General features: G+C 59.1%; 19 protein-coding genes. 5 read left to right on the plus strand and 14 right to left on the minus strand.

Annotated features, from left to right (window positions below; genetic code table 11):
- Positions 1 to 25 precede the first annotated feature (25 nt).
- Together M3O22_00535 and lipB are read left to right on the plus strand one after the other, a co-directional pair.
- Positions 26 to 1627 (plus strand): ABC transporter ATP-binding protein, encoded by a 1602-nt coding sequence (locus tag M3O22_00535; protein ID MDP9195254.1) that lies wholly within the window; start codon positions 26 to 28, stop codon positions 1625 to 1627.
- Entirely contained in the window at positions 1620 to 2255 is a 636-nt protein-coding gene (gene lipB / locus M3O22_00540; GenBank protein MDP9195255.1) for a lipoyl(octanoyl) transferase LipB, read from the plus strand. The genes M3O22_00535 and lipB overlap by 8 nt, the downstream gene beginning before the upstream one ends.
- Here the strand turns inward: lipB and M3O22_00545 are convergent.
- From M3O22_00545 to tkt, 4 genes are read right to left on the minus strand one after another with little or no spacing between them, the layout of a single operon-like run.
- The gene (locus M3O22_00545) at positions 2232 to 2807 is read right to left on the minus strand and encodes an A24 family peptidase (GenBank protein MDP9195256.1); all 576 of its coding nucleotides are present in this window, start codon (positions 2805 to 2807) and stop codon (positions 2232 to 2234) included. The genes lipB and M3O22_00545 overlap by 24 nt on opposite strands.
- Positions 2807 to 3445 carry a histidine phosphatase family protein gene (locus M3O22_00550; protein ID MDP9195257.1) on the minus strand — a complete coding sequence of 213 codons (639 nt, stop codon included), beginning with the start codon at positions 3443 to 3445 and terminating at the stop codon, positions 2807 to 2809. The genes M3O22_00545 and M3O22_00550 overlap by 1 nt, the downstream gene beginning before the upstream one ends.
- The gene (gene kdsB, locus M3O22_00555) at positions 3445 to 4251 is read right to left on the minus strand and encodes a 3-deoxy-manno-octulosonate cytidylyltransferase (GenBank protein ID MDP9195258.1); all 807 of its coding nucleotides are present in this window, start codon (positions 4249 to 4251) and stop codon (positions 3445 to 3447) included. The genes M3O22_00550 and kdsB overlap by 1 nt, the downstream gene beginning before the upstream one ends.
- A complete protein-coding gene (gene tkt / locus M3O22_00560; protein ID MDP9195259.1) occupies positions 4248 to 6197 on the minus strand; it encodes a transketolase in 1950 nt (649 codons plus the stop codon). The genes kdsB and tkt overlap by 4 nt, the downstream gene beginning before the upstream one ends.
- 854 nt (positions 6198 to 7051) lie before the next feature.
- Here tkt and M3O22_00565 point away from each other — a divergent pair.
- Entirely contained in the window at positions 7052 to 8932 is a 1881-nt protein-coding gene (locus M3O22_00565; protein ID MDP9195260.1) for a SurA N-terminal domain-containing protein, read from the plus strand.
- Here M3O22_00565 and M3O22_00570 read toward each other — a convergent pair.
- From M3O22_00570 to M3O22_00605, 8 genes are all read right to left on the minus strand, one after another.
- A complete protein-coding gene (locus M3O22_00570; GenBank protein MDP9195261.1) occupies positions 8865 to 9395 on the minus strand; it encodes a hypothetical protein in 531 nt (176 codons plus the stop codon). The two genes, M3O22_00565 and M3O22_00570, sit on opposite strands and share 68 nt — an antisense overlap.
- A 77-nt stretch (positions 9396 to 9472) precedes the next feature.
- The gene (locus M3O22_00575; protein ID MDP9195262.1) at positions 9473 to 9742 is read right to left on the minus strand and encodes a hypothetical protein; all 270 of its coding nucleotides are present in this window, start codon (positions 9740 to 9742) and stop codon (positions 9473 to 9475) included.
- Between the two features lie 201 nt (positions 9743 to 9943).
- The gene (locus tag M3O22_00580; GenBank protein MDP9195263.1) at positions 9944 to 10729 is read right to left on the minus strand and encodes an ABC-2 family transporter protein; all 786 of its coding nucleotides are present in this window, start codon (positions 10727 to 10729) and stop codon (positions 9944 to 9946) included.
- Positions 10729 to 11526, minus strand: a complete 798-nt coding sequence (locus M3O22_00585) for a hypothetical protein (GenBank protein MDP9195264.1) — start codon at positions 11524 to 11526, stop codon at positions 10729 to 10731. The genes M3O22_00580 and M3O22_00585 overlap by 1 nt, the downstream gene beginning before the upstream one ends.
- Complete coding sequence (locus tag M3O22_00590) at positions 11523 to 12161, minus strand: hypothetical protein (protein MDP9195265.1); 639 nt, start codon at positions 12159 to 12161, stop codon at positions 11523 to 11525. The genes M3O22_00585 and M3O22_00590 overlap by 4 nt, the downstream gene beginning before the upstream one ends.
- A 44-nt stretch (positions 12162 to 12205) precedes the next feature.
- Complete coding sequence (locus M3O22_00595; protein ID MDP9195266.1) at positions 12206 to 12865, minus strand: hypothetical protein; 660 nt, start codon at positions 12863 to 12865, stop codon at positions 12206 to 12208.
- A gap of 3 nt (positions 12866 to 12868) precedes the next feature.
- A complete protein-coding gene (locus M3O22_00600; protein MDP9195267.1) occupies positions 12869 to 13651 on the minus strand; it encodes an ABC-2 family transporter protein in 783 nt (260 codons plus the stop codon).
- On the minus strand, positions 13651 to 14451 hold the full coding sequence (locus tag M3O22_00605; protein ID MDP9195268.1) for a hypothetical protein: 801 nt from the start codon (positions 14449 to 14451) through the stop codon (positions 13651 to 13653). The genes M3O22_00600 and M3O22_00605 overlap by 1 nt, the downstream gene beginning before the upstream one ends.
- 104 nt (positions 14452 to 14555) lie before the next feature.
- Between M3O22_00605 and M3O22_00610 the strand changes: the two genes are divergently transcribed.
- Positions 14556 to 15659 (plus strand): hypothetical protein, encoded by a 1104-nt coding sequence (locus M3O22_00610; GenBank protein ID MDP9195269.1) that lies wholly within the window; start codon positions 14556 to 14558, stop codon positions 15657 to 15659.
- A gap of 9 nt (positions 15660 to 15668) precedes the next feature.
- Here the strand turns inward: M3O22_00610 and M3O22_00615 are convergent, their stop codons facing one another.
- Positions 15669 to 16601 (minus strand): ATP-binding cassette domain-containing protein, encoded by a 933-nt coding sequence (locus M3O22_00615; GenBank protein MDP9195270.1) that lies wholly within the window; start codon positions 16599 to 16601, stop codon positions 15669 to 15671.
- Complete coding sequence (locus M3O22_00620) at positions 16598 to 18397, minus strand: M3 family oligoendopeptidase (protein ID MDP9195271.1); 1800 nt, start codon at positions 18395 to 18397, stop codon at positions 16598 to 16600. Before M3O22_00620 ends, M3O22_00615 begins: the two co-directional genes overlap by 4 nt.
- 147 nt (positions 18398 to 18544) lie before the next feature.
- On the opposite strand from M3O22_00620, the gene M3O22_00625 reads away from it, so the two are divergent.
- A partial coding sequence (locus M3O22_00625) for a hypothetical protein (GenBank protein MDP9195272.1) occupies positions 18545 to 20251 on the plus strand: 1707 nt, incomplete at its 3' end.

Consider the following 20251-nt stretch of genomic DNA (forward strand, 5'->3'; position numbering starts at 1 on the left):
AGACCAATAATTGCTTTCAGAAAAAATGACCACTCAAAACCCTGACAAATCACTGCTTCTGGATGTCCGGAACCTGTCCGTAGCCTTTGGCGCGGCCGAGGTTGTGCGGAATGTATCCTTTACCCTGGATCCGGGCGAAACCCTGGCGCTGGTGGGAGAGAGCGGTTCGGGAAAATCGGTCACGGCGCTGTCGATCCTGCAGCTTTTGCCATATCCGCCAGCCCGGCACCCGCAAGGCAGCATCCGGTTCCGGGGACAGGAGCTGGTGGGAGCAGGGGACAGCGTCATGCGAAAGATCCGGGGCAGCCGGATCGCCATGGTGTTCCAGGAGCCCATGACGTCCCTGAACCCGCTGCACACTATCGAAAAGCAGATCAGCGAGGTTCTGGTCCTGCGCAAGGGGCTGTCAAAACCCCAGGCCCGCGCTCGCGTACTGGAACTTCTCCAGCTGGTTGGTCTGCCGGCTCCTGAAAAGCGCCTGAATGCGTATCCCCATGAGCTGTCGGGCGGCCAGCGCCAGCGCGTCATGATCGCCATGGCCCTGGCGGACGAGCCGGACATCCTGATTGCGGACGAGCCGACCACGGCTCTGGACGTTACCATCCAGGCCCAGATCCTGGCGCTGCTGAAGGACCTGCAGAAGCGCTTTGGCATGGCCCTGCTGCTGATCACCCATGACCTGGGAATTGTGCGCCACATGGCGAACCGTGTGTGCGTCATGCAGAAGGGCGGGATCGTGGAGCAGGCGACCACAGCCGGCCTGTTCAGCAGGCCACAACATGACTATACAAAAAAGCTGCTGCAGGCGCAGCCAGGGGGACAGTCCCCGCCGGTGCGTCCTGATGCCCCTGCAGTCATGAAAGCGGAAAGCCTGAAAGTGTATTTTCCTGTCCGCAAGGGCCTGCTGCGCCGGACCGTCGATCATGTCAGGGCTGTGGACGGTGTTTCCCTGACAGTGCGCGAGGGACAGACCCTGGGCGTGGTGGGGGAAAGCGGGTCGGGCAAGACCACACTGGGCCTGGCCCTGCTGCGCCTGATTGCCAGCCGGGGGGAAATCCGGCTGGGGCAGGACAGTCTTCAGGGGCTTTCTTCCGGCACACTGCGCCCCCTGCGCCGCCAGATGCAGATGGTGTTCCAGGATCCCTGGGGCAGTCTCAGTCCGCGTATGTCCGTGGGCCAGATCATCCGTGAGGGGCTGGATATCCACAGCATTGGTGACAAAGCAGAGCGGGACGGACGCGTAGTCCAGGTCCTGCAGGAAGTGGGCCTGGATCCCGCTGCGCAGCACCGCTATCCCCACGAGTTCTCGGGCGGGCAGCGTCAGCGCATCGCCATCGCCCGCGCCCTGGTTCTCCAGCCCCGCCTGGTGGTACTGGACGAGCCCACCAGCGCCCTGGATGTCAGCATCCAGGCCCAGATCATCGACCTTCTGCGGGACCTTCAGGCCCGACACAATCTGGCCTATCTGTTTATCAGCCACGATCTGCGGGTCGTGCGCGCCATGGCCTCCGAAGTCATGGTCATGAAGGACGGCCGGGTCGTAGAGTACGGTCCAGTGCAGCAGATTTTCGATGCGCCGCAGCAGGACTATACGCGCGCGCTGATCCAGGCAGCTCTTCATGCCTGAGTGGCGGACAGAATCCGGCCTGGTGGATTATGCCGCTGCCCTGCAGGTCATGGAGCAGCGGGTAGCAGATATCAGTGCAGGAAAAGCCGGAGAACTGGTCTGGCTGCTCCAGCATCCGCCCCTGTACACGGCAGGCACCAGTGCGCAGGACAGCGACCTTCTGTCCCGCAACCGCTTTCCCGTTTACCAGACGGGCAGGGGAGGGCAGTACACATATCACGGCCCGGGCCAGCGGGTGGCCTATATCATGCTGGACCTGAAGAAGTGCAGCAGGGGAGAGCCTGACCTGCGCGCCTATGTGTACCGCCTGGAAGAGTGGCTGATCCGGACCCTGGGTATTCTGGGCGTTCAGGGAGAGCGGCGCGAGGGCAGGGTCGGGATCTGGGTGAGTGGGGCGGGGGAGGAGGCCAAGATTGCCGCCCTTGGCGTCCGGGTCCGCCACTGGGTGACATACCATGGCGTGGCGCTGAATGTGGATCCTGATCTGGGACACTTTGACGGGATTGTTCCGTGCGGGGTTCGCCAGCATGGAGTGACATCGCTGCGGGCCTTGGGGCTGTCTGTGTCCATGGATCAGGCTGATATGGCGCTGAAACAGACGTGGTCAGAGGTTTTTGAAAAGGACTGAGAATTCAGGTACGGACAGGGAAGGGGCCATGGGCACAAAGCCGGGCCCGATCTGGATCCCGTACCAGTTCAGGACCACAAGAGTCAGCAGAGCCACACACAGTCCCGGCCCCAGGGGAATTTCCACGCCCCGGCCAAAGCCCTTCAGTGACCGGTGCATCACCAGATGGCGGAAAAGGCCGATCAGGAATGACATCACAACGCCACCGACCAGAATGGCATTCAGGCCCTGCCAGCCGACCCACAGGCCGGCCATGCCCATGAACTTCACATCGCCCAGCCCCATGGCTTCGCGGTGCAGGATCCGGGTGGCTACAGTGCGGAACAGGGCCATGAGGCCAGCTCCCAGAGCTGCTCCGGCCAGACAGTCGGTGAGGGTGAGGGGACCGATGGGGCCCACGACTGCCATCAGCAGACCCAGGACAGCCAGCGGGAATACAAGGATATCGGGCAGATAGCCTGTCTTCAGGTCGATCCAGAACAGGGCGGCCAGCCCGATGACCATAATGGCCAGGGCCGCCGGATAGAGATATGGCGCAAGGGACAACAGCATCAGGTTTTCTCCGCAGCCGCTGACAGAAGGGTCGCCGGATCATCGTTCCAGCGGGTAATCGTCCAGCTTTTGTCTGTGGTCTCCAGCTGGCACACACGGCCGGGCAGAACGCGCGTCTCCACCCATGTGCCCTGTTGCCCGGTAATCATGGAGCGCATCAGGCGCAGAATCCCGTTGCTGGTGCAGGCGAAAATATCTTGGTTCCGGGACGCGGCATGCATGTCCTGCAGGAAGCCGGCCAGGCGGTCTCGTACGATCTGTTCGGTATCAGGCCAGCCGGCATTTTTCGGCCAGGCTCCCAGTTTTTCCCACCCCTCCAGCTCTTCCGGGCCGAATTTTTCCCGGATCTGGTCGCCGGACAGGCCTTCCCACAGGCCGTAGTCCAGCTCCCGCAGGCGGTTGTCCACCGTGACGGGCAGGGAAGTTGCCTTCGACACAACCTCTGAAAGCTGCAGGGTCCGTTTCAGCGGGCCGCTGATGATTTTCTGTAACTGAAAATCCGAGGACTGGATCCACCGGGCCACCCGGTCGGCCTGCGCCATGCCCTCGGCGGTCAGGGGCAGGTCTGTGCGCGCTCCGACCCAGACTGGTGTCTGGTTTGCCTCAAAGGTATTCCCGTGGCGGGAGAGGATCAGCATTACAAATTCCTGTACGATCCGTTATACACAGGCAGAAGCTCGCCTTCCCGGTCAATCAGCACTTCGGCACGGGCCAGGTCCTGCGGGCTGTCCACGCCCCAGTGGGTGCGTCCCTGATAGTCCACAGGCACAACCCGGATTTTGATGCCGTTCTCCAGCGCCCGCAGCTGCTCCAGCTGTTCCTGCTGCTCCAGCGGGCCTGGTTCCAGTTTCAGCAGGTCGCTCAGGGTCTGCGGTGCGTACGCATACAGGCCGATATGGCGCCAGACGCGGGGCGCGGCCCCATCACGCACATACGGGATCGGGCTTTTGGAAAAGTACAGGGCATTGCCGTGCCGGTCGAACACCACGGTGGTGCCGCCAGCCTCACCGGCCTGCTTGGCCTGGATCAGGGTTTTGTAGGCCTCCGGCTGCATCAGGGTGGCAGGTGTGGCCATGCGGATGGATGGGTTGCTGGCGAATGGTGGAATGACAGCCTGGATCACCCAGGGCGGTGTCAGGACCGCATCACCCTGCAGATTGATGACTACATCCGGCCTGTGCGACAGCTGGTCCAGAACCACAGCCACGCGCTCGGTTCCGTTGCGGATGTCCGGGCTGGTGCGGACACAGGCCGCGCCGATCTGGTGGCAGAACTCTTCGATGGCATCATGGTCGGTGGCCACAATGATATCCGAAATTTCCGGCACACTGCGCGCAATGGCCCACACCCGCTGCAGCATGGGAACACCGCGAATGGGCTGCAGCGGCTTTCCCGGAAACCGGGTCGAGTTATAGCGGGCAGGGATGATGACCGTGGTTTTCATTCCTGCGTGGCTTTCACCACTGCTTCCGCCGTTAAGCCGAAGTGTTTGTAGAGGTCCTTGTAAGGGGCGGATTCGCCGAAGGAATGCATGCCGATGAATACGCCATTCTCGCCCAGCCAGCGGTCCCAGCCCTGGCGGACGCCGGCCTCGATGGCGATGCGTTTCATGCCTTTGCCCAGCACCTTTGCCCTGTACGCCGCGTCCTGTTTCTCGAACAGTTCCCAGCTCGGCATGGACACCACCGCCGTGCCGATGCCCTTGGCCTGCAGCTGGTCGCGGGCCTGCACGGCGATTTCCACCTCGGACCCTGTCGCCATGATCGTCACCTGACGCTTGCCGTCTGCCTCGCGCAGTACATAGGCCCCCCGAGCACTGAGGTTTTCATCGGTATGCACAGTCCGCAGATGCGCCAGGTTCTGCCGCGTCAAGGCCAGCAGGGAAGGGGCCGGATCACCGGACAGGGCCAGCTCCCAGCACTCGGCCACCTCCACGGAATCGCAGGGACGGAACACCCGCAGGCCCGGAATGGTGCGCAGGGCGGCCACATGCTCGACGGGCTGATGCGTGGGGCCATCTTCGCCGAGGCCGATACTGTCGTGGGTCATCACGAACACCACACGCTGTTTCATCAGCGCCGCCAGGCGGATCGAGGGGCGACAGTAATCGCTGAAGGTCAGGAACGTACCGCCATAGGGGATAATTCCACTATGCAAAGCCATACCGTTCATCGCCGCCGCCATGGCGTGTTCGCGCACGCCAAAGTGCACGTAATGGCCGCTGTAGTCGCCTTTCTTCACGGCCTTCATGGCTTTGGTGCGCGTGTTGTTGGAGGGGGTCAGATCTGCCGATCCGCCGATGAGTTCGGGGATCGCTGCGGTCAGTACCTCCAGCACATTGCCCGATGCCACGCGGGTAGCTACGGCGGGTTTTTCGTCGGCGACTTTTTTCTTGAACGCCGCGACAATCTTTTTCAGCTCGGGCGAGGCATGACCCGACATGGCATGGGCAAAAGCACCGCGCACTTCGGGAGTGGCCTCGGCCAGATGCTGCGCCCACGAGAGATGTTTTTTATGCCCGCGTTGACCTGCCTGACGCCATGCCGCCAGAACATCGTCAGGAATGACAAACGGTGCATGGGGCCAGTTCAGCTTTTCCCGCGCGCCTTTTACTTCATCGGCACCCAGCGGCGCGCCGTGGCTGTCCTTGGTGCCCGCCTTGGTGGGGGCGCCAAAGCCGATGGTGGTCTTGCAGGCGATCAGGGTCGGTTTGTCACTGTGCTGGGCCTGTTTCAGAGCCGCGGCGATCTGCGCCGGGTTGTGGCCGTCGATAGCCTGCACGTTCCAGCCATAGGCGCGGAAGCGGGCCTGGACATCTTCGGTAAAAGATAATTGCGTTGGGCCGTCGATGGAAATCTCGTTGTCGTCCCAGAGCACGATCAGCCGGTTGAGGCCCAGGTGCCCGGCCAGCGAGCACGCCTCGTGGCTGATGCCCTCCATCAGGTCGCCGTCGCTGGCGATGACGTAAGTGAAGTGATCCACCAGCGCGTTGCCAAAGCGGGCATTGAGCATGCGCTCAGCCAGCGCCATCCCCACGGCGTTGGAAATGCCCTGGCCCAGCGGCCCGGTGGTGGTCTCGATCCCGGCGCTGTGGAGAACTTCCGGATGGCCGGGGGTTTTGCTATGCAGCTGGCGGAAGTGCTTCAGCTGCTCCAGCGGCATGCCCTGGTAACCGGTCAGATACAGCAGGGCGTACAGCAACATCGATCCGTGCCCGGCGGACAGGACAAAGCGGTCCCGGTCGACCCAGGTGGGCGCTGACGGATCAAAGTTCAGGAACTGGGTGAACAGCACCGTGGCTACATCGGCCATTCCCATGGGCATGCCGGGATGGCCCGACTTGGCGGCCTCTACCGCATCCATGGCCAGCGCCCGAATCGCATTGGCCATCTGGTTGTGGGCAACAGCGGGCAGGGGGCTGGAATGGTCAGCAACGGCGGCTTTCAGGGGCATGGGCAGAAGTCCTTCAGGTCTGAAACGCTTAATCTACCATGCGGGTCGCGGTGCCGGCCGTCAACAGGGCTGATTCAGATTGCCTGAAAGTAATTCAGCGGATAGAAACGCCTGGTATTCTTAATACACAAGAGATTCTGTCATGGGAATTCAGGTTATTTCATCAGGTTTTGTTGGCCAGAGTATGAATGTTGGCCAAGAGATGAACCTTGTTGTGCCGGAAAAACAGATACGCACACCGGTTCCGGGTAAAGTGCCGTCAGGCGGGCCTCCACCGATTGGTGAAACACCGGCCCGTCGTTCACCCGTGCCAACCGGTAAAATCCCAAATCCTCAAGGTCCTTCGGATATACCAGACGGTGTACCAGGCCTGTGGACGTGCCAGGTAAACCAAGCTGGGGTTGGGAAACTCCGCCTTCGTCACCTGAGCGCAAGCCTGAAGAACTGCCGAAAAAGCCACCCGGAATACCTGTGCCTGATATTGCTGAAATCCTTCGTATAATCAGACAGAGGAAGAGGCAGAAGAGGTGCCCGGATTGTTCTCCTGATTGTCCGCTTTACTATTTTTCTCCGATCAAGGGTCCGGCTCTGGGCTGAAATCAGTCCATATGATATTTTCCATAATATAAATTATGCAACTGACTCTATGGGGTCAGGATCGGTCAATGACAGACCGCTCCCGACCCGGCCAGCCCTGATCATACCTGATACAAACAGCTTGCCTGTGGAACCGGATGGGATTACCCATGCCTGTCAGTGCCGTCTCTCATGCGCAACAGGAGTTTTTCCACATGATGCAGAAGCTGCGCGGGTTTGCATCCTCATGGGCGTTCAGGATCCTGTTCGTGGTTCTTCTGGCCAGTTTTGGCTTCTGGGGTATTGGCGACATTTTCCGCAGCCAGGCAACCAGTGACCGGGTTGTTGCTACAGTTGATGACGTCCGGATTGACCGCGCTGCATTCGATGCGGCCTTCCGCCAGGATGTTTCCCGTCTGCAGCAGGTGACCGGCGGCCGGATTGATGCAGAAAAAGCCCGGGCCATGGGACTTGACCGCAAGACGCTGGAGCGTATGACAAACCAGATCCTGATGGATCTGGCCGCCCGGGATACCGGAATTCTGGTGGATGACTCTGTTATTGCCCGCTGGATTGCATCAGAACCGGTTTTCAGGAATGCCGAAGGTAAATTCGACAGGCAGCGCTTCCTGTCTGTTCTCCAGTCCAGTGGCCTGACGGAAGCCGGTTTTGCCTCTGCTGTCCGCCAGCAGGTGTCCGGCGCCATTCTTCTGGGTGCTGTTCCGGCCAGTGTGGATTCCGTTCCCGACAGCCATATAGAAGACGTCTGGCGTGGACAGCAGGCCGTGCGCGGCCTCGAGGTTATCACCCTGCCCCTGTCCAGTATTGCTGTACCGGAAGCTCCGACAGATGAAACCCTGAAGACTTATATGGAGGCCCATGCGGATCGCTATGCGGCTCCCGAATACAGATCTCTGGTGCTTGTTCCGCTGTCTCCCGCCGATATGGAACGGAAGATACAGATAACGGATGACGAACTGAACCGGATCTGGCAGGAGCGCAAGGCTGAATTCCAGGTTCCGGAACGCCGGGATGTGCAGCAGATCCTGGTGACAGACCGGCAGAAGGCTGAAATCATCCATGCCCGCGCCATGACCGGTAATCTGGAAAAGGCTGCAGGCGAAACCGGAGTAAACGTTACAGCCATGCCGGCTGTAACGCAGGACCAGCTTCCTGCAGAGATTGCGGACAGCCTGTTTTCCCTGAAGGAAGGCGAAATGACCGGGCCCCTGGAAAGTGTTCTGGGGTGGCATGTTCTGAAAGTTGTGAAAATCCATCCCGGCGGGACTGTCCCCTTTGAGGAAGCAAGGCAGAAACTGATGGAGGAAACCCGCACATCGCAGATCCAGGACGGGATCCATGCCCTGACCGTACAGCTGCAGGATACTGTGGCCGCCGGCGATGATGTAGGGGAATATGCCAGAAGCCAGGGCCTGCAGCCCGTGACAATCCAGGCCACGGACCAGCAGGGCCTTTCTTCTGCTGGCGCACCGGTCCAGTCCCTGCGTGGCCGGGAAAAGATCCTGGAAACAGCCTTTTCCCTGGATCAGGGCCAGGCCAGTGATCTGGTCCAGGACAAGGATAATACAGGGTGGATTGTTGCCGTGACGTCTATCACCCCTTCCCTGCCCAGGCCGTTTGAGGCGATCCGCGATTCCCTGGCCAAAGACTGGACTCTGGACCAGCAGAAAAGGAGAGCAGCAGATATGGTGTCTGACATGATCCGCCGCTGGAAGTCGGGAGAGAGCGGTCAGGCCATTGCCCGGGCTGCCGGTGCAAGGCATGAAACCATGGCCCCTCTCGGCCGCCAGGGAAAACTGCCCGGAAATACCACCATCCCCCCTTCCCTCGTTGTGGATCTTTTCCGTCTGGAGACAGGGGCTGTCACGTCAGCCATTGAGGGAGGCCGGGCCATCCTTGTCCGTGCGGGAGAAGTCAGGCTGCCGGGCAAAGCCCCTGCAGATGCGGACATCAGGGGACTGCGCCCGGATACGGAATCCGCCATGGCTTCAGAGCTTGTGGAACAGTTCAGGGCGGCGCTGGCTGTGAAATACCCTGTACAGATCCATGCGGACAGGCTGTCGCAAGCTGAATAGCCACAGGGACAGAAGCAACGGCCTGCGGTATTCCGGGAACAGCGCTGTCCGGGGCGGCCCCATGTTTCAGGACACAGACAATCCGCCTCCAGCGTCCTTCCCTGTGTTTGCAGGACTCTCCATGTGCAGTCTGAGCCATGAACAGTTGACCCAGGTACGCCTTGACTCTTTGTCCCCTGGATAAAGGCTTTTCATTCCTGTCCTGAACAGGAAAATCATTCTCTCCAATGGCCTTGAGCATGGTTCCTACTGTTGTGGCGTCAACGATGGCACCGCCCCAGTTGCCGGCATGAATAAAGGCTGGTGTGCCAATCAGCCCGGTCAGAAGGCGCAGAACGCGGGCATAACGGGTATGGGAAGACTTTACAAAATCAGCCCCTGTGGCCAGCAGAGAGGCAAGTGTGATCCAGACAATTTCGTGCAGGGATCTGATTTCGTGGAGGGGGTTATAGAAACGAACCATTCCCTGAAGTCCGCAAAGCAGGGTGCCATATCCTGCGCTAACGACCTTTCTGGCCAGGTCCAGTTTTCCATCCTGTGTCAGACAGCCGGCCACAACTGAACGGACAGCTGAGGCAGCAATAACAACAATTGATGGAACTGATCCTGTGATAAAACTCTGTGCCAGAACAGTGCCCGGACCGGGGCAAGGGCCGTCTTCTGGTCATTTTTCTTCAGCTGCATGAAGACCAAGTTTACGGCCACCGCCAGCAATGCAGGAATGTGATTGAACGTCCAGGCCATTTTGCAGGCAACACCAATCACAAGCCCCACAGCTGCTGCGTTCCAGCGCCGTGGCCATTTGGGCAAACTCTCCAGATAATTCCATGTTCCGTCCAGAACGGCCCGACACGAAGCGACACCATCCCTGAAACTTTTCCAGAAGTTGCGGATATGAAAGGGAGACTGTGTGTCAGGGGGCGTGTCCATAGAAGAACATCTGCTGTTTCAAGGGGTACTGTCTGTTCCCCTTGTAGGCCCTGTTTCTGAAAATAATCAGGAAATTGCGGACTATCGCATGTCCACTATCCGGCTGCCGGACGTGTATCTGCGCAGGCCGCGGTGGAAAATCCATGCCGCCAGGGTACAGGACATGACCGCCGCCGCGGCCAGAACACCCAGTTTCCACCAGGAAAACTCCCGCAGGATATCGGCGGGCAGGAAGGCGATAAATCCCACAGGCAGGACTGTGAACAGGAAAACCTTGATGGCCAGGGGAAGGCCCTGGATGGGCGTGGTGGAGATCTGCACGAATGTGTCCAGGATCTGCTCCATGATGCCGGAGCGGTCCTGGGTCCAGAACACAACGCTGTTCAGCATGATCGTAATGCCCAGGATGATGAAGGCTGACAGGATCCCCAGAAGAAGGGCCAGTCCTGCTTCCTGCCACCCGGCCTGTCCGAACAGGACCAGGATAACGGCGCCTGCGATCATGTCACCGAGGGATTCCATATCCGGCTGGCTCAGCATCACGCCAGGCAGAACCGGTTTGGGCTGGGTCAGGTAAATATCCAGCGTACCGTCCAGGATCAGGCGGTCCATGCGCCAGGCTCCACCGAACAGGACCAGCGCCAGGCCATACGCAAAAGTCACAATCCCGGCCATGTGAGCCACATCGGCCAGTCCCCATCCCCGGACTGATCCAACTGCGCCAAACAGCAGGACCCAGATCATGAACCAGGCCAGGTTGTTGACGGTCATGAACAGAAAGGACCAGAACAGGCTCCACCTGTCGGCCCCCGCTGTCCGCAGGTTGGTCCGCACAAGAAAGGCCAGGTACCGCAGAGTGTGGCGCATCAGGCCCCTCCCCTGCGGATAAAACGCTGTTCTGCCATGCAACTGGCCAGGGCAAGTGCAGTTCCTGTCAGAACGATCCAGAACAGCTGGACAGAAAGACCGGTCAGGGCAGAGGAAAGGCTGACAGTCTCAAGGGTCCAGTGGGCCGGGATGTACAGCATGGCGGGGAACGGTGTGCTCCAGGCCAGGGTCTGGACCCATCCCGGATAAAGGCTGATCGGCATGATGACTCCTCCCAGAACCAGGACTCCTTTTCCGACCAGCATGAAAACAGGCCGGGCAGAGCGCATCCAGGAAGCGCTGAAACCGATCAGCATGTGCAACAGGGTCCAGAGCACGATGCCCAGCGCCACTGACAGGATCCAAGCCGGTATCGCCCATCCGGACAGGAGCCATGTTCCTGTAACCAGGACACTGAACAGAACGGCAAAGGGAGCCAGGACAGCAGCGCGCAACAACGCTCCCCCCACCGCTTCACCCAGGCGCAGGGTCACATGTCCCACGGGCCGGGACAGGAAGGATCCCAAGGCCCCGGTGTGGATGTCCTCCTCGATAACCCGGTAGGCCCGGACCAGCGGATAGTTCACGCAACCGGTCAGGACGGCGTACCAGATGATCTGGTCGTACCCCAGACCCAGACGGGCCAGGGTAACATCAGGCACCATGGTCCAGACGCTGACCCACAGTCCCTTGCCGATCAGGTACGACACCACCAGGCTGACCAGGGCTGTTTTCTGCTGCCAGGCGCCCAGCCAACCCATTGTGAAACTGTGGAGAAACGATGGAAGGAATTTCATTTTTTCGCCAGGACAAAAAGGACCAGAAGCAGTGCCAGGGCCGGCACGGTCAGGATCAGCAGATGGGACAGCCAGAAAAAGACAGGCCTCTCTGTGACATCGGCTTCAGTCAGGACATGCCCGTTCTCAAACGCCAGGACAGGAATCTTGTCCGAGAAAACATAGTCCCGTTCGGCAATGGCATAGATGTCTTTAAAATCCCCCCGGACCGCCTGCGCACGCAGGGTATAGGTCATCAGCAGAAACCCTTTCCGGCCAACTTCAGTAATCCGGAAGACTGTTCCGGCCGGGATCCTGACGGCTCCGGGATCGTATTCAGGCGCAGATGGAATGCAGGCAGGATTTTCTGGATCGCCCTTGAACTTCGCAAAGATCAGAACACCGTAATCGGTGGCGCACACATCCTCGGTCAGATGGATCTTCTGGCCGATAACCGGATAGTACAGCGCCGGATAATACAGTTTTGCAGCGTACAGGGGGGCAAGAACACCGAAGACACAGGCTGTCGCAACAGTCCACACCCTTCCCCACCGGAATACAGCCCAGACAAGGAATGCCAGAAAGGGAGCGGCCACAAAACTGTCTGTCACGCCGTGATTGATAACTGCGGCCAGGGCCAGGACGGCCGCAACCATGAACCCTGTCAGTTTCCGGAAGTCAGGGGACCAGGAAAGGTATTTCATTTTCGGGAGAGCACAAACAGGATCAGAAGAAGTCCTGCAGCGGGAATGGCAAACCAGACCAGCCAGACTGGATAACGGAAAAAAGCCCTTTCCCGGACGGCCTCTTCGGTGACAGGGCGGCCATCATCAAAAGCAGCCTGGGCCACGAAATTGACAGGATCTTCTTCCGGTACATTGATCCAGGCGTCGGCCGGACGCAGGCCTTCCGCATGGGCCCACAGGATATAGCTTGTCATGAAAGGACCGGGACGCTCTACCCTGGTAATGACAAAAGAAGTCCCTGTGGGAAGAGTTTCCATGGATCCGCAGTCCGGCCTTGCAGAAGGAGGGTCAGAAGGCCGACGCCAGGGGGCCACCATCCAGACACCGTAGTCCGAGGCGCACACGTCTTCGGTCAGATGGATCTTCTGGCCGATCACCGGATAGTACAGCACAGGATAATGCAGTTTTGCAATGTACAGGGGGGCGAGGACACCGAAGATACAGGCTGTTGCAACAATCCATCCCCTGCCCCACCGGAGTGCTGCCCACACAAGAAAAGCCACAAAAGGAATGGCTATAAGACTTCCCGTCATGCCGTGGTTGACAACTGCGGCAAAAGCCATAACAGACGCCACTGCAAACCCTGTCAGTTTCCGGGGATCAGGACGGGTCATATCTCATCTCACTTCTGTCATCTGGCTGCCGGAAGTATAGCGCCGCAGGCCCCGGTGAAAAATATACACGGCCAGAAAAGCGAGAACAGCCGTGGCCATTACCATGACGGCCAGCTTCCACCCGGCAAAGTTGCGGATGATATCCACGGGCACAAGACTGATGAATCCGACCGGAAAAACAGTCAGCAGGACGGTCTTGATCCACAGGGGCATGGCATGGACCGGAAAGGTCGAGCTGACTACAAAGGAATCAAAAACCTGCTGGGTGGTTCTCTGGCCCTTCAGCCAGAAGGCCAGACTGTGGATAATAATGGTGATCGACAGCCACACACACGCGGCCAGCAGGGCCAGGCCGGCTATCCCCAGCCCCTGCCCCACAGTCACGCCGCCGAAAACAGAAAGAACGATGATGCCCGAGGCGATATCCCCCACGCACTCAGGATCAGCATGGCGAAGGACCAGGCACACCAGGGGCGATTTCGGATGGGCCAGGTGCACATCAAGGCCTCCGTCACGCAGGGTACGGGAGATATCCAGCGCTCCTCCCGCCAGCAGAAAGGCCAGGCCGAAAGACATGGATCCAAAGCCTGACAGGACTGCTATCTCGGGCAATTGCCACCCTTTGATATGGCCCACCGCGGCCATAAGCACCCACCAGACCATGAAAAAGGTCAGGTTGTTCATAGCCATGAGAAGTGCTCCCAGGGCCGATGCCCACGGACGGGCCAGAGCGGCTTTCAGGGCCGTGCGCACAAGCGCCAGGATCCAGGCATGACGGGCAAACATCACACCCCTCCCGTGCGCATGATCTTGCGCTCCAGGAGATGGCGGATGGCCAGAAGCAGGCTTCCCAGGACCAGAATCCAGAAAGCCTGGAGTCCCAGAACCCGGGTGATATCAACAGCTGCGCTGTCCAGCATCAGGCTGCCCGGACCGTACATCAGGGCCGGAAATGGTGTCATCCAGGCAATGGTCTGCAGCCAGTCAGGATATTGGGACAGAGGCAGGACCAAGCCGCCGAACACGAACATGAGCTTGAAAATTACCATGCGCAGCAGGCGGGCCGAGGGCAGCCACGCAGCACAGAAACCACTGATGCCATGCAGCAGCAGGAGCAGGATGACGCCGCCGGCAAACAGAACCGGAAAGGCCGCCTGGTGAAGGGTGGAAAAACCGTTGTGTCCGGTCAGGATGTACAGCAGGACAAAAGCCAGCGGCCCCAGAAGCAGGAACGTAACCACACAATGGCCCACCCAGGCGGATATTTTCAGGACCTCGTACCCCACAGGCCGCGTCAGGGCAGAAATGATCTGGCCGGATCTGATGTCTTCCTCGATATCCCTGTACAGAAAGGCAGGGGCGACAAAAACCAGCAGTTCGGTCATGCCCACGTACCACACCAGCCGGGTATGGGTCAGCCCCATGGCGTTCAGGGTCATATCAGGCACGGCAAACCACACGCCGGCCCACAGAACCAGCAGGATGGCATAGGTGATGAACCCGCCCAGGACAGCGCCCCTGTCCTCCCACGCCCCGCGCCAACCGAGGCGGAAACTGTGTATTATGGCGGGAAGAACGGAGGACATGGGGTATAAATACTTTCATAGTTTGGAATTATAAGTCTTTCATATCATGATTTTGCGGAAAAAGGGACGACAGCATGCGCTTTGCCCGGATACAGAGAGCAAAAATGACGGCTGAACAGGCGGATCAGGCCCTGAAGAAATTCGCCAGGCACCAGGCCGGGGGCACACTGAATGAAATTTGCCCGCTTCAGGTGCAGGAACTAACCATCTATGCCGATAACCTTCTGGAACATGGACGTGACAGGGATTTCTGGGATCTCTACAGACAGCTGCTGGCTGTTGATCTGGAACTGGCCGGTTTTCGATCCATGGACGAACTGCGCAAGTCAGGGTTACGTCCCCGTTTGCAAAATGCCAGTATGTTCTGGGGTTTTACTGGCCGCTTCCTGATAGACTGCTTTCAGGATCCGGAAAAGAAACACGTACCGGATCATATACGGGTAAAAGTTCTCGGAGTGTCTGGCAATCCTTCCCGTGGGCCAGCCACAGATACCGACATATTCTGTCTGGAGGCGGTTGTCTGTATTGCCCTTGCCCATATAGAGCCAAAATTTTTCAAACCTTTCGCAAGCTGGTTGAGCGGTTGGTCCACCACCATGAACCTGGTGGTTGCCAATGCCCTTGTAGATCTCCTGGATGGACATCACCCCCAGGCTTCCCTGTTTCTGGCGGAACAGTTCACAATTCTCGAAAATTCAGGGCAAAAGGATTTCTGTATTGGACCACAAGCCTTCCGGAATTACATGGAAGATATTTTTGCAGGATTTTTTGACAATCCTGATGGCAGGCATGGACATCGCCTGGCTCACACTGCCCGGCGAATTCAGGACAGGAATGATCTGAAACAGGAACTGACAACTTTTCTGTCTTCCCTCATCGGAAGGGCGACCTCTACCTTGGCGGTTATTACTGCGAAGACATTTGATGATGTCGTGGCTGTCATCAGCGCCACAGAAAATATTTCAGAAAATCTGAACGCTCTGGCCACACTGGATACGCCAGAGAGTCCGTGGGGAATACATCTGCGTGATTCAGTTTCAGCCTGTTGCGGCGCTGTAAAGGAAAAATATGGCGTTGATTCACAGGAATACAGGGAATTTTTTGAGAATATGAACGGCTATCCGGACTTCGCGCCGTTCATGAAGGGGCTGGAGCGTCCTGCAGGAATTGATTCCGAACCACCCCGTCACGGAGATCTTCGCAACTAGGGTGTATTTCTACACCTTCTCCCCGTACAGGTCGCGGATGATACTCTCCAGCGGGGCATTCTCGATGGACAGGTCGCGCACCTTCAGGGTTTTCAGGGCCTCGGCCACGATTTTGTCCACGGCATGCTGCGTCTGGTTAACCGACAGGGTGATCTGGTGCCGGTCGCGGGCCACTACCACAGCGCCCTCCAGTGCAATGTCGGGCTGTTCGTCGTCGGTCACCAGGGTAATGATCTTCTGTGACAGGAAGTCAGCTTTCAGTGCCGCAATGGGCTTGTCCAGCAGGATGCGCCCGTGGTTGATCAGGATGACCCGGTCGCAGATAGCCTCGATATCCCCCGTATCATGACTGGTCAGCATGATAGTCGTGTTTTCGGTCCGCGCCAGATCCTGCAGGTGTTCGCGCAGCAGGGCCTTGGCAGTGACATCCAGTCCGATAGTGGGTTCGTCCAGGAACAGGACTTTGGGTCTGTGCAGCAGACTGGCCGCGATCTCGCACCGCATGCGCTGGCCCAGTGACAGGCTTTTGACCGGCTGGTCCACCAGCGCGCCGATCTGCAGAACTTCAATCACATGGGCCAGACGTTCCCGGTATACGGCCGCCGGAATGTCGTAGATTTTCGACAGCAGGTCAAAGGAGTCCCGGACGGGCAGATGGTACCACAGCTGTGACCGCTGGCCGAACACGATGCCAATCTCGTACGCCAGTTTCTTCCGCTGTTTCCAGGGGATGTAGCCAGCCACTTCCGCATGGCCATCTGTGGGATAAAGAAGACCCGTCAGCATCTTCAGGGTGGTTGATTTCCCGGCGCCGTTGGGGCCGATGAAGGCCACCCGCTCCCCCGCATTGATGGAGAACGAGATCCTGTCCACAGCGGTGAACGGTTCTTCCTTTTTGCGCTCAAAACGCTTTGTAAGTTCTTTGACTGAAACAATGGTCATGCCTGGTCCAATGCCTCCAGCTCGTCGATATAGCGGCGGATAACGTTCAGCCCCCTGTCCCAGAACCCGGGATCGCTGGCATCGAGCCCGAAGGGGGCCAGCAGTTCTTTATGCCTCTTTGTTCCGCCCGCGGCCAGCATGTCCATATAGCGCCGGGCAAAGTCCTCGCCCCGCCCCGCCGCGGCCTCTTCCTCATAGGCTGAATACAGGGAATTCACCAGACAGTCGCCAAAGGCATAGGCGTACACATAGAACGGAGAATGGATGAAATGGTGGATGTACGTCCAGTACACCCTGTATCCCTCGTCAAACCGCAGGGCCGGTCCCAGGCTTTCTGTCTGGATGTCCATCCAGATCTGGCACAGGCGGTCCGTGGACAGCTCCCCTTCCCGCCTTTCCGTATGGACGCGGGTCTCGAAGCCGTGAAACGCGATCTGGCGCACCACGGTATTGAGCATGTCCTCGACCTTGGAGGCCAGAAAGGCCTTGCGCCGCTTGGGTTCTTTCATGCCGTCCAGCAGGGAACGGAACGTCAGCATTTCCCCGAAGACCGAGGCTGTTTCCGCCAGGGTCAGGGGCGTGTCGGCCATCAGGTGCCCCTGCTTTGCCGCCAGTACCTGGTGGACGCCGTGGCCCAGTTCGTGCGCCAGGGTCATCACATCGCGGATCTTTCCCTGATAGTTCACCAGAAGATAAGGGTGGACCGAGGGAACAGTGGGGTGCGCAAAGGCGCCGGCCCATTTGCCAGGACGTACACCTACATCAATCCAGGCATTGTCAAAAAAGCGCTTTCCCACAGCCGCCATGTCCGGTGAGAAGCGTGCATAGGCTGACAGGACGATATCCCGGGCCCCGGTCCACGGGATAGTCCGCTCATCCGCGTCCGGCAGCGGGGCGTTGCGGTCCCAGTAATCCAGCTGCCCGCCACCCATCCACCGCGCCTTCATGGCATAGTACCGGTGGGACAGGGACGGAAATGCAGCACGGACAGAAGACACCAGGGCCTCCACCACTTCCCCTTCCAGACGGTTGGCGAGGTGCCGGGACGCAGCAGGCGTGGAATAGCGCCGCCAGGTGTCCTCGATCTCCTTGTCCTTGGCCAGGGTATTGGTGATCCGCGTGAACAGGCGCATGTTTGCCGTGAAAACCTTTCCGATCGCCTCTGCCGCCTTCCGGCGCACGGCACGGTCCGGGTTCGACAGCAGGTTCAGGGCCTCGGCCTCGGTCAGTTCTTTTCCGTCAATGGGAAAGCGCAGCGATGTCAGCGTCTCGTCGTACAGGCGCATCCAGGCAGACTGTCCCGCCACCTGCTTTTCGTGCAGCAGGCGCTCCACCTCGTCCGACAGCTGGTGGGGACGGAAAATGCGCACATCCCGCAGCCAGGGACTGTACCGGGCCAGTTCCGGAGCCTTCAGCTTCTGCTGCAGGTCCGCCTCCTCCATCCTGTTGATCTCCAGCGTGAAAAAGATCAGCGGTGTGGAAAGGGTTGTCACTTTCTCCTGCATGGACTGGTAAAACTGCCCGATGGCCTGGTCGGCCACGTCGCCGGCATGGAGAAGGTACGCAAAGCTCATGATGCGCGACAGGCCCTCGTCGATCTCCTCGTACCGGCGGATGGCCGCGGCCAGAGCCTTGCCGTCCAGCTGGCCCACCTTCCCCGCGAAATCCCTGTTGAATGTCCGGGCCTCGTCCTCAAGGCGCTTCAGATCAGCGGCCAGCTCCGGTGCATTCATGCCCGTATACAGATCAGACAGATCCCACCGCTGTTCTGTTCCGGTCGCATCCTGTATGGTCATAGGTTCTCTCCCGCTGGAAAAACAGCATCCATTGATAGCAAAGAATGCCATTGTGCAAAGGAAAAAACCGGATAAAAAACAGCCCCGGACAGCCAGAGAATCTGGTAAACGGGGATTCGCTGTGCATTACAGGATCCGGAAGACCTGATGTTGCGTCTGGTGTGTGCGTGTCTTGCTTTTTTTCTGGTGACCGTCCCTGCCTGGGCCGGCCCGGAAAAGCCTGTGACATCGGAAATCACTGGAATTACCCTGCCGGACGGTGCAGTCAGCCTGCCCTCCAACCGCACCCAGGCCACGCTCCTGCGCCTGATCAACAAGGAACAGGACCGCCGGTGTTCGGCCCTGGAAAGCTATATATGGAAGGCCGCTGACGGGAATCCCGCGGATCCGGACCTCCCTTTCCATGAGATCATTGACCGCCTGCGGGGTAAGGGTTTTGAAGTCCGCAAGGTTGACAGCAAGCTTGTGGCCGGGGACGAGACGGTCCTTCTGGGCGACAGGCATGGAATATCCCTGACCCTGTTATGGAAAGCCATGGACGAGGAAATCCTTCTGGTCCTGTGCGCAGGCCGGAAGGCAGATGAAAAGGCGCCCCCGGTGAAGAAGGCCGAGGTTCCGGAAGAGAAGGACGGTAAAGAAAAAACTGAAGCCCCGCCTGCAAAAGTCGATGAAAAAAAAGAAGAACCTGAAAAGACTGTTATGGCCGATGCGGCTCCTCCTGCTCCTGAAGCGGATAATACACCATCCGCAGAACAGGCAGGCGACAACGTTACCCTGAGCCTGGATACTGCTCCGCCAGAAACGCCGGAGGCCGCCCCTCCCGCTGCTGAAGAGCCTGCACCGGAAAAGAAGGAAGAGGCGGTCGCGGTGGAAGAGAAAAAAGAAGAGAAACCCGCAAAGGCTGAACCCGAACCGGCTCCTGCAGAAAAAAAGGGAAAGCAGACTTCTCCGAAAAAAAGCCGGGTGGTCGTGAAAGATCCCGTCCCGGCAAAGGAAAAACCGCCCACAATTGTCAGACTTCCCACAGTCGGACAGGCCTCTGCCCTGACGGAAGACGGGTCAGAGCTTGTCTCGAAATCTCCCCAGTCAGATATTCCCCCTGCTGTCCCCGTCACGCCTGTAGCGCAGGCTCCGCTTACACCCCCGGCAAAGCTGGTCCAGACCAAATCACAGCCTGACGGCGGAAAGGCAGAACCGCCCCTGGTGGTTATCGGGGATGCCAGCAAGCTGCCCGGCTCGCCCGTCATGTCCGCCGAGATGGCCCGGCGGTGGATGAAAGATGGGACCCTGACACCGGAAGAAAAAAACGTTGCTGCTCCTGCAGCCCGCTCCAGGGGGGGCGCGGTCATTCCTGCGAATACGGCGCCTGTGGTTCACGGGACAGCTGTCCCTGCCCGGGTTGTGGCGGGCCAGTGGGCCGGTACGTTTGACTGCGGCCAGGGACCTCTGGGCCTGTCCATGAACCTGTCTGTCTTTGCCTCGGGCGAGCTTCAGGCCATTGTTTCTGTTTTCCCCCTGGCCGGAAATGACCGCATGGCCGAAGGGGAATACGCCATGTCCGGCCGTTTTGATCCGGAGACATATCAGGTCAGCCTCTCGCCCCAGGTGTGGGTCAGGAAGGCTGAAGGCCAGAGAATGCTGCCCTTTACGGGGGAGTTTGATCCGGGCGCAGACCGGCTGGAATTTATTGTATCCGAAGCTTCAACCTGTCTGCCCCTGCGTCTGACCCGCAACCTCAATCTCAGGCCTTCTGCCCCCCCTCGTATGCAGGAGGCAGAAGCGCCCCGCGTTCCGGCAGTGGCTGCTGCAGAAAAAGCCATACCTGTACAGCCCCCGAAACCCCCTGTCCTTGTC

The organism is Pseudomonadota bacterium, from assembly GCA_030775045.1.
In the GTDB taxonomy this organism is placed as follows: domain Bacteria; phylum Pseudomonadota; class Alphaproteobacteria; order JALYJY01; family JALYJY01; genus JALYJY01.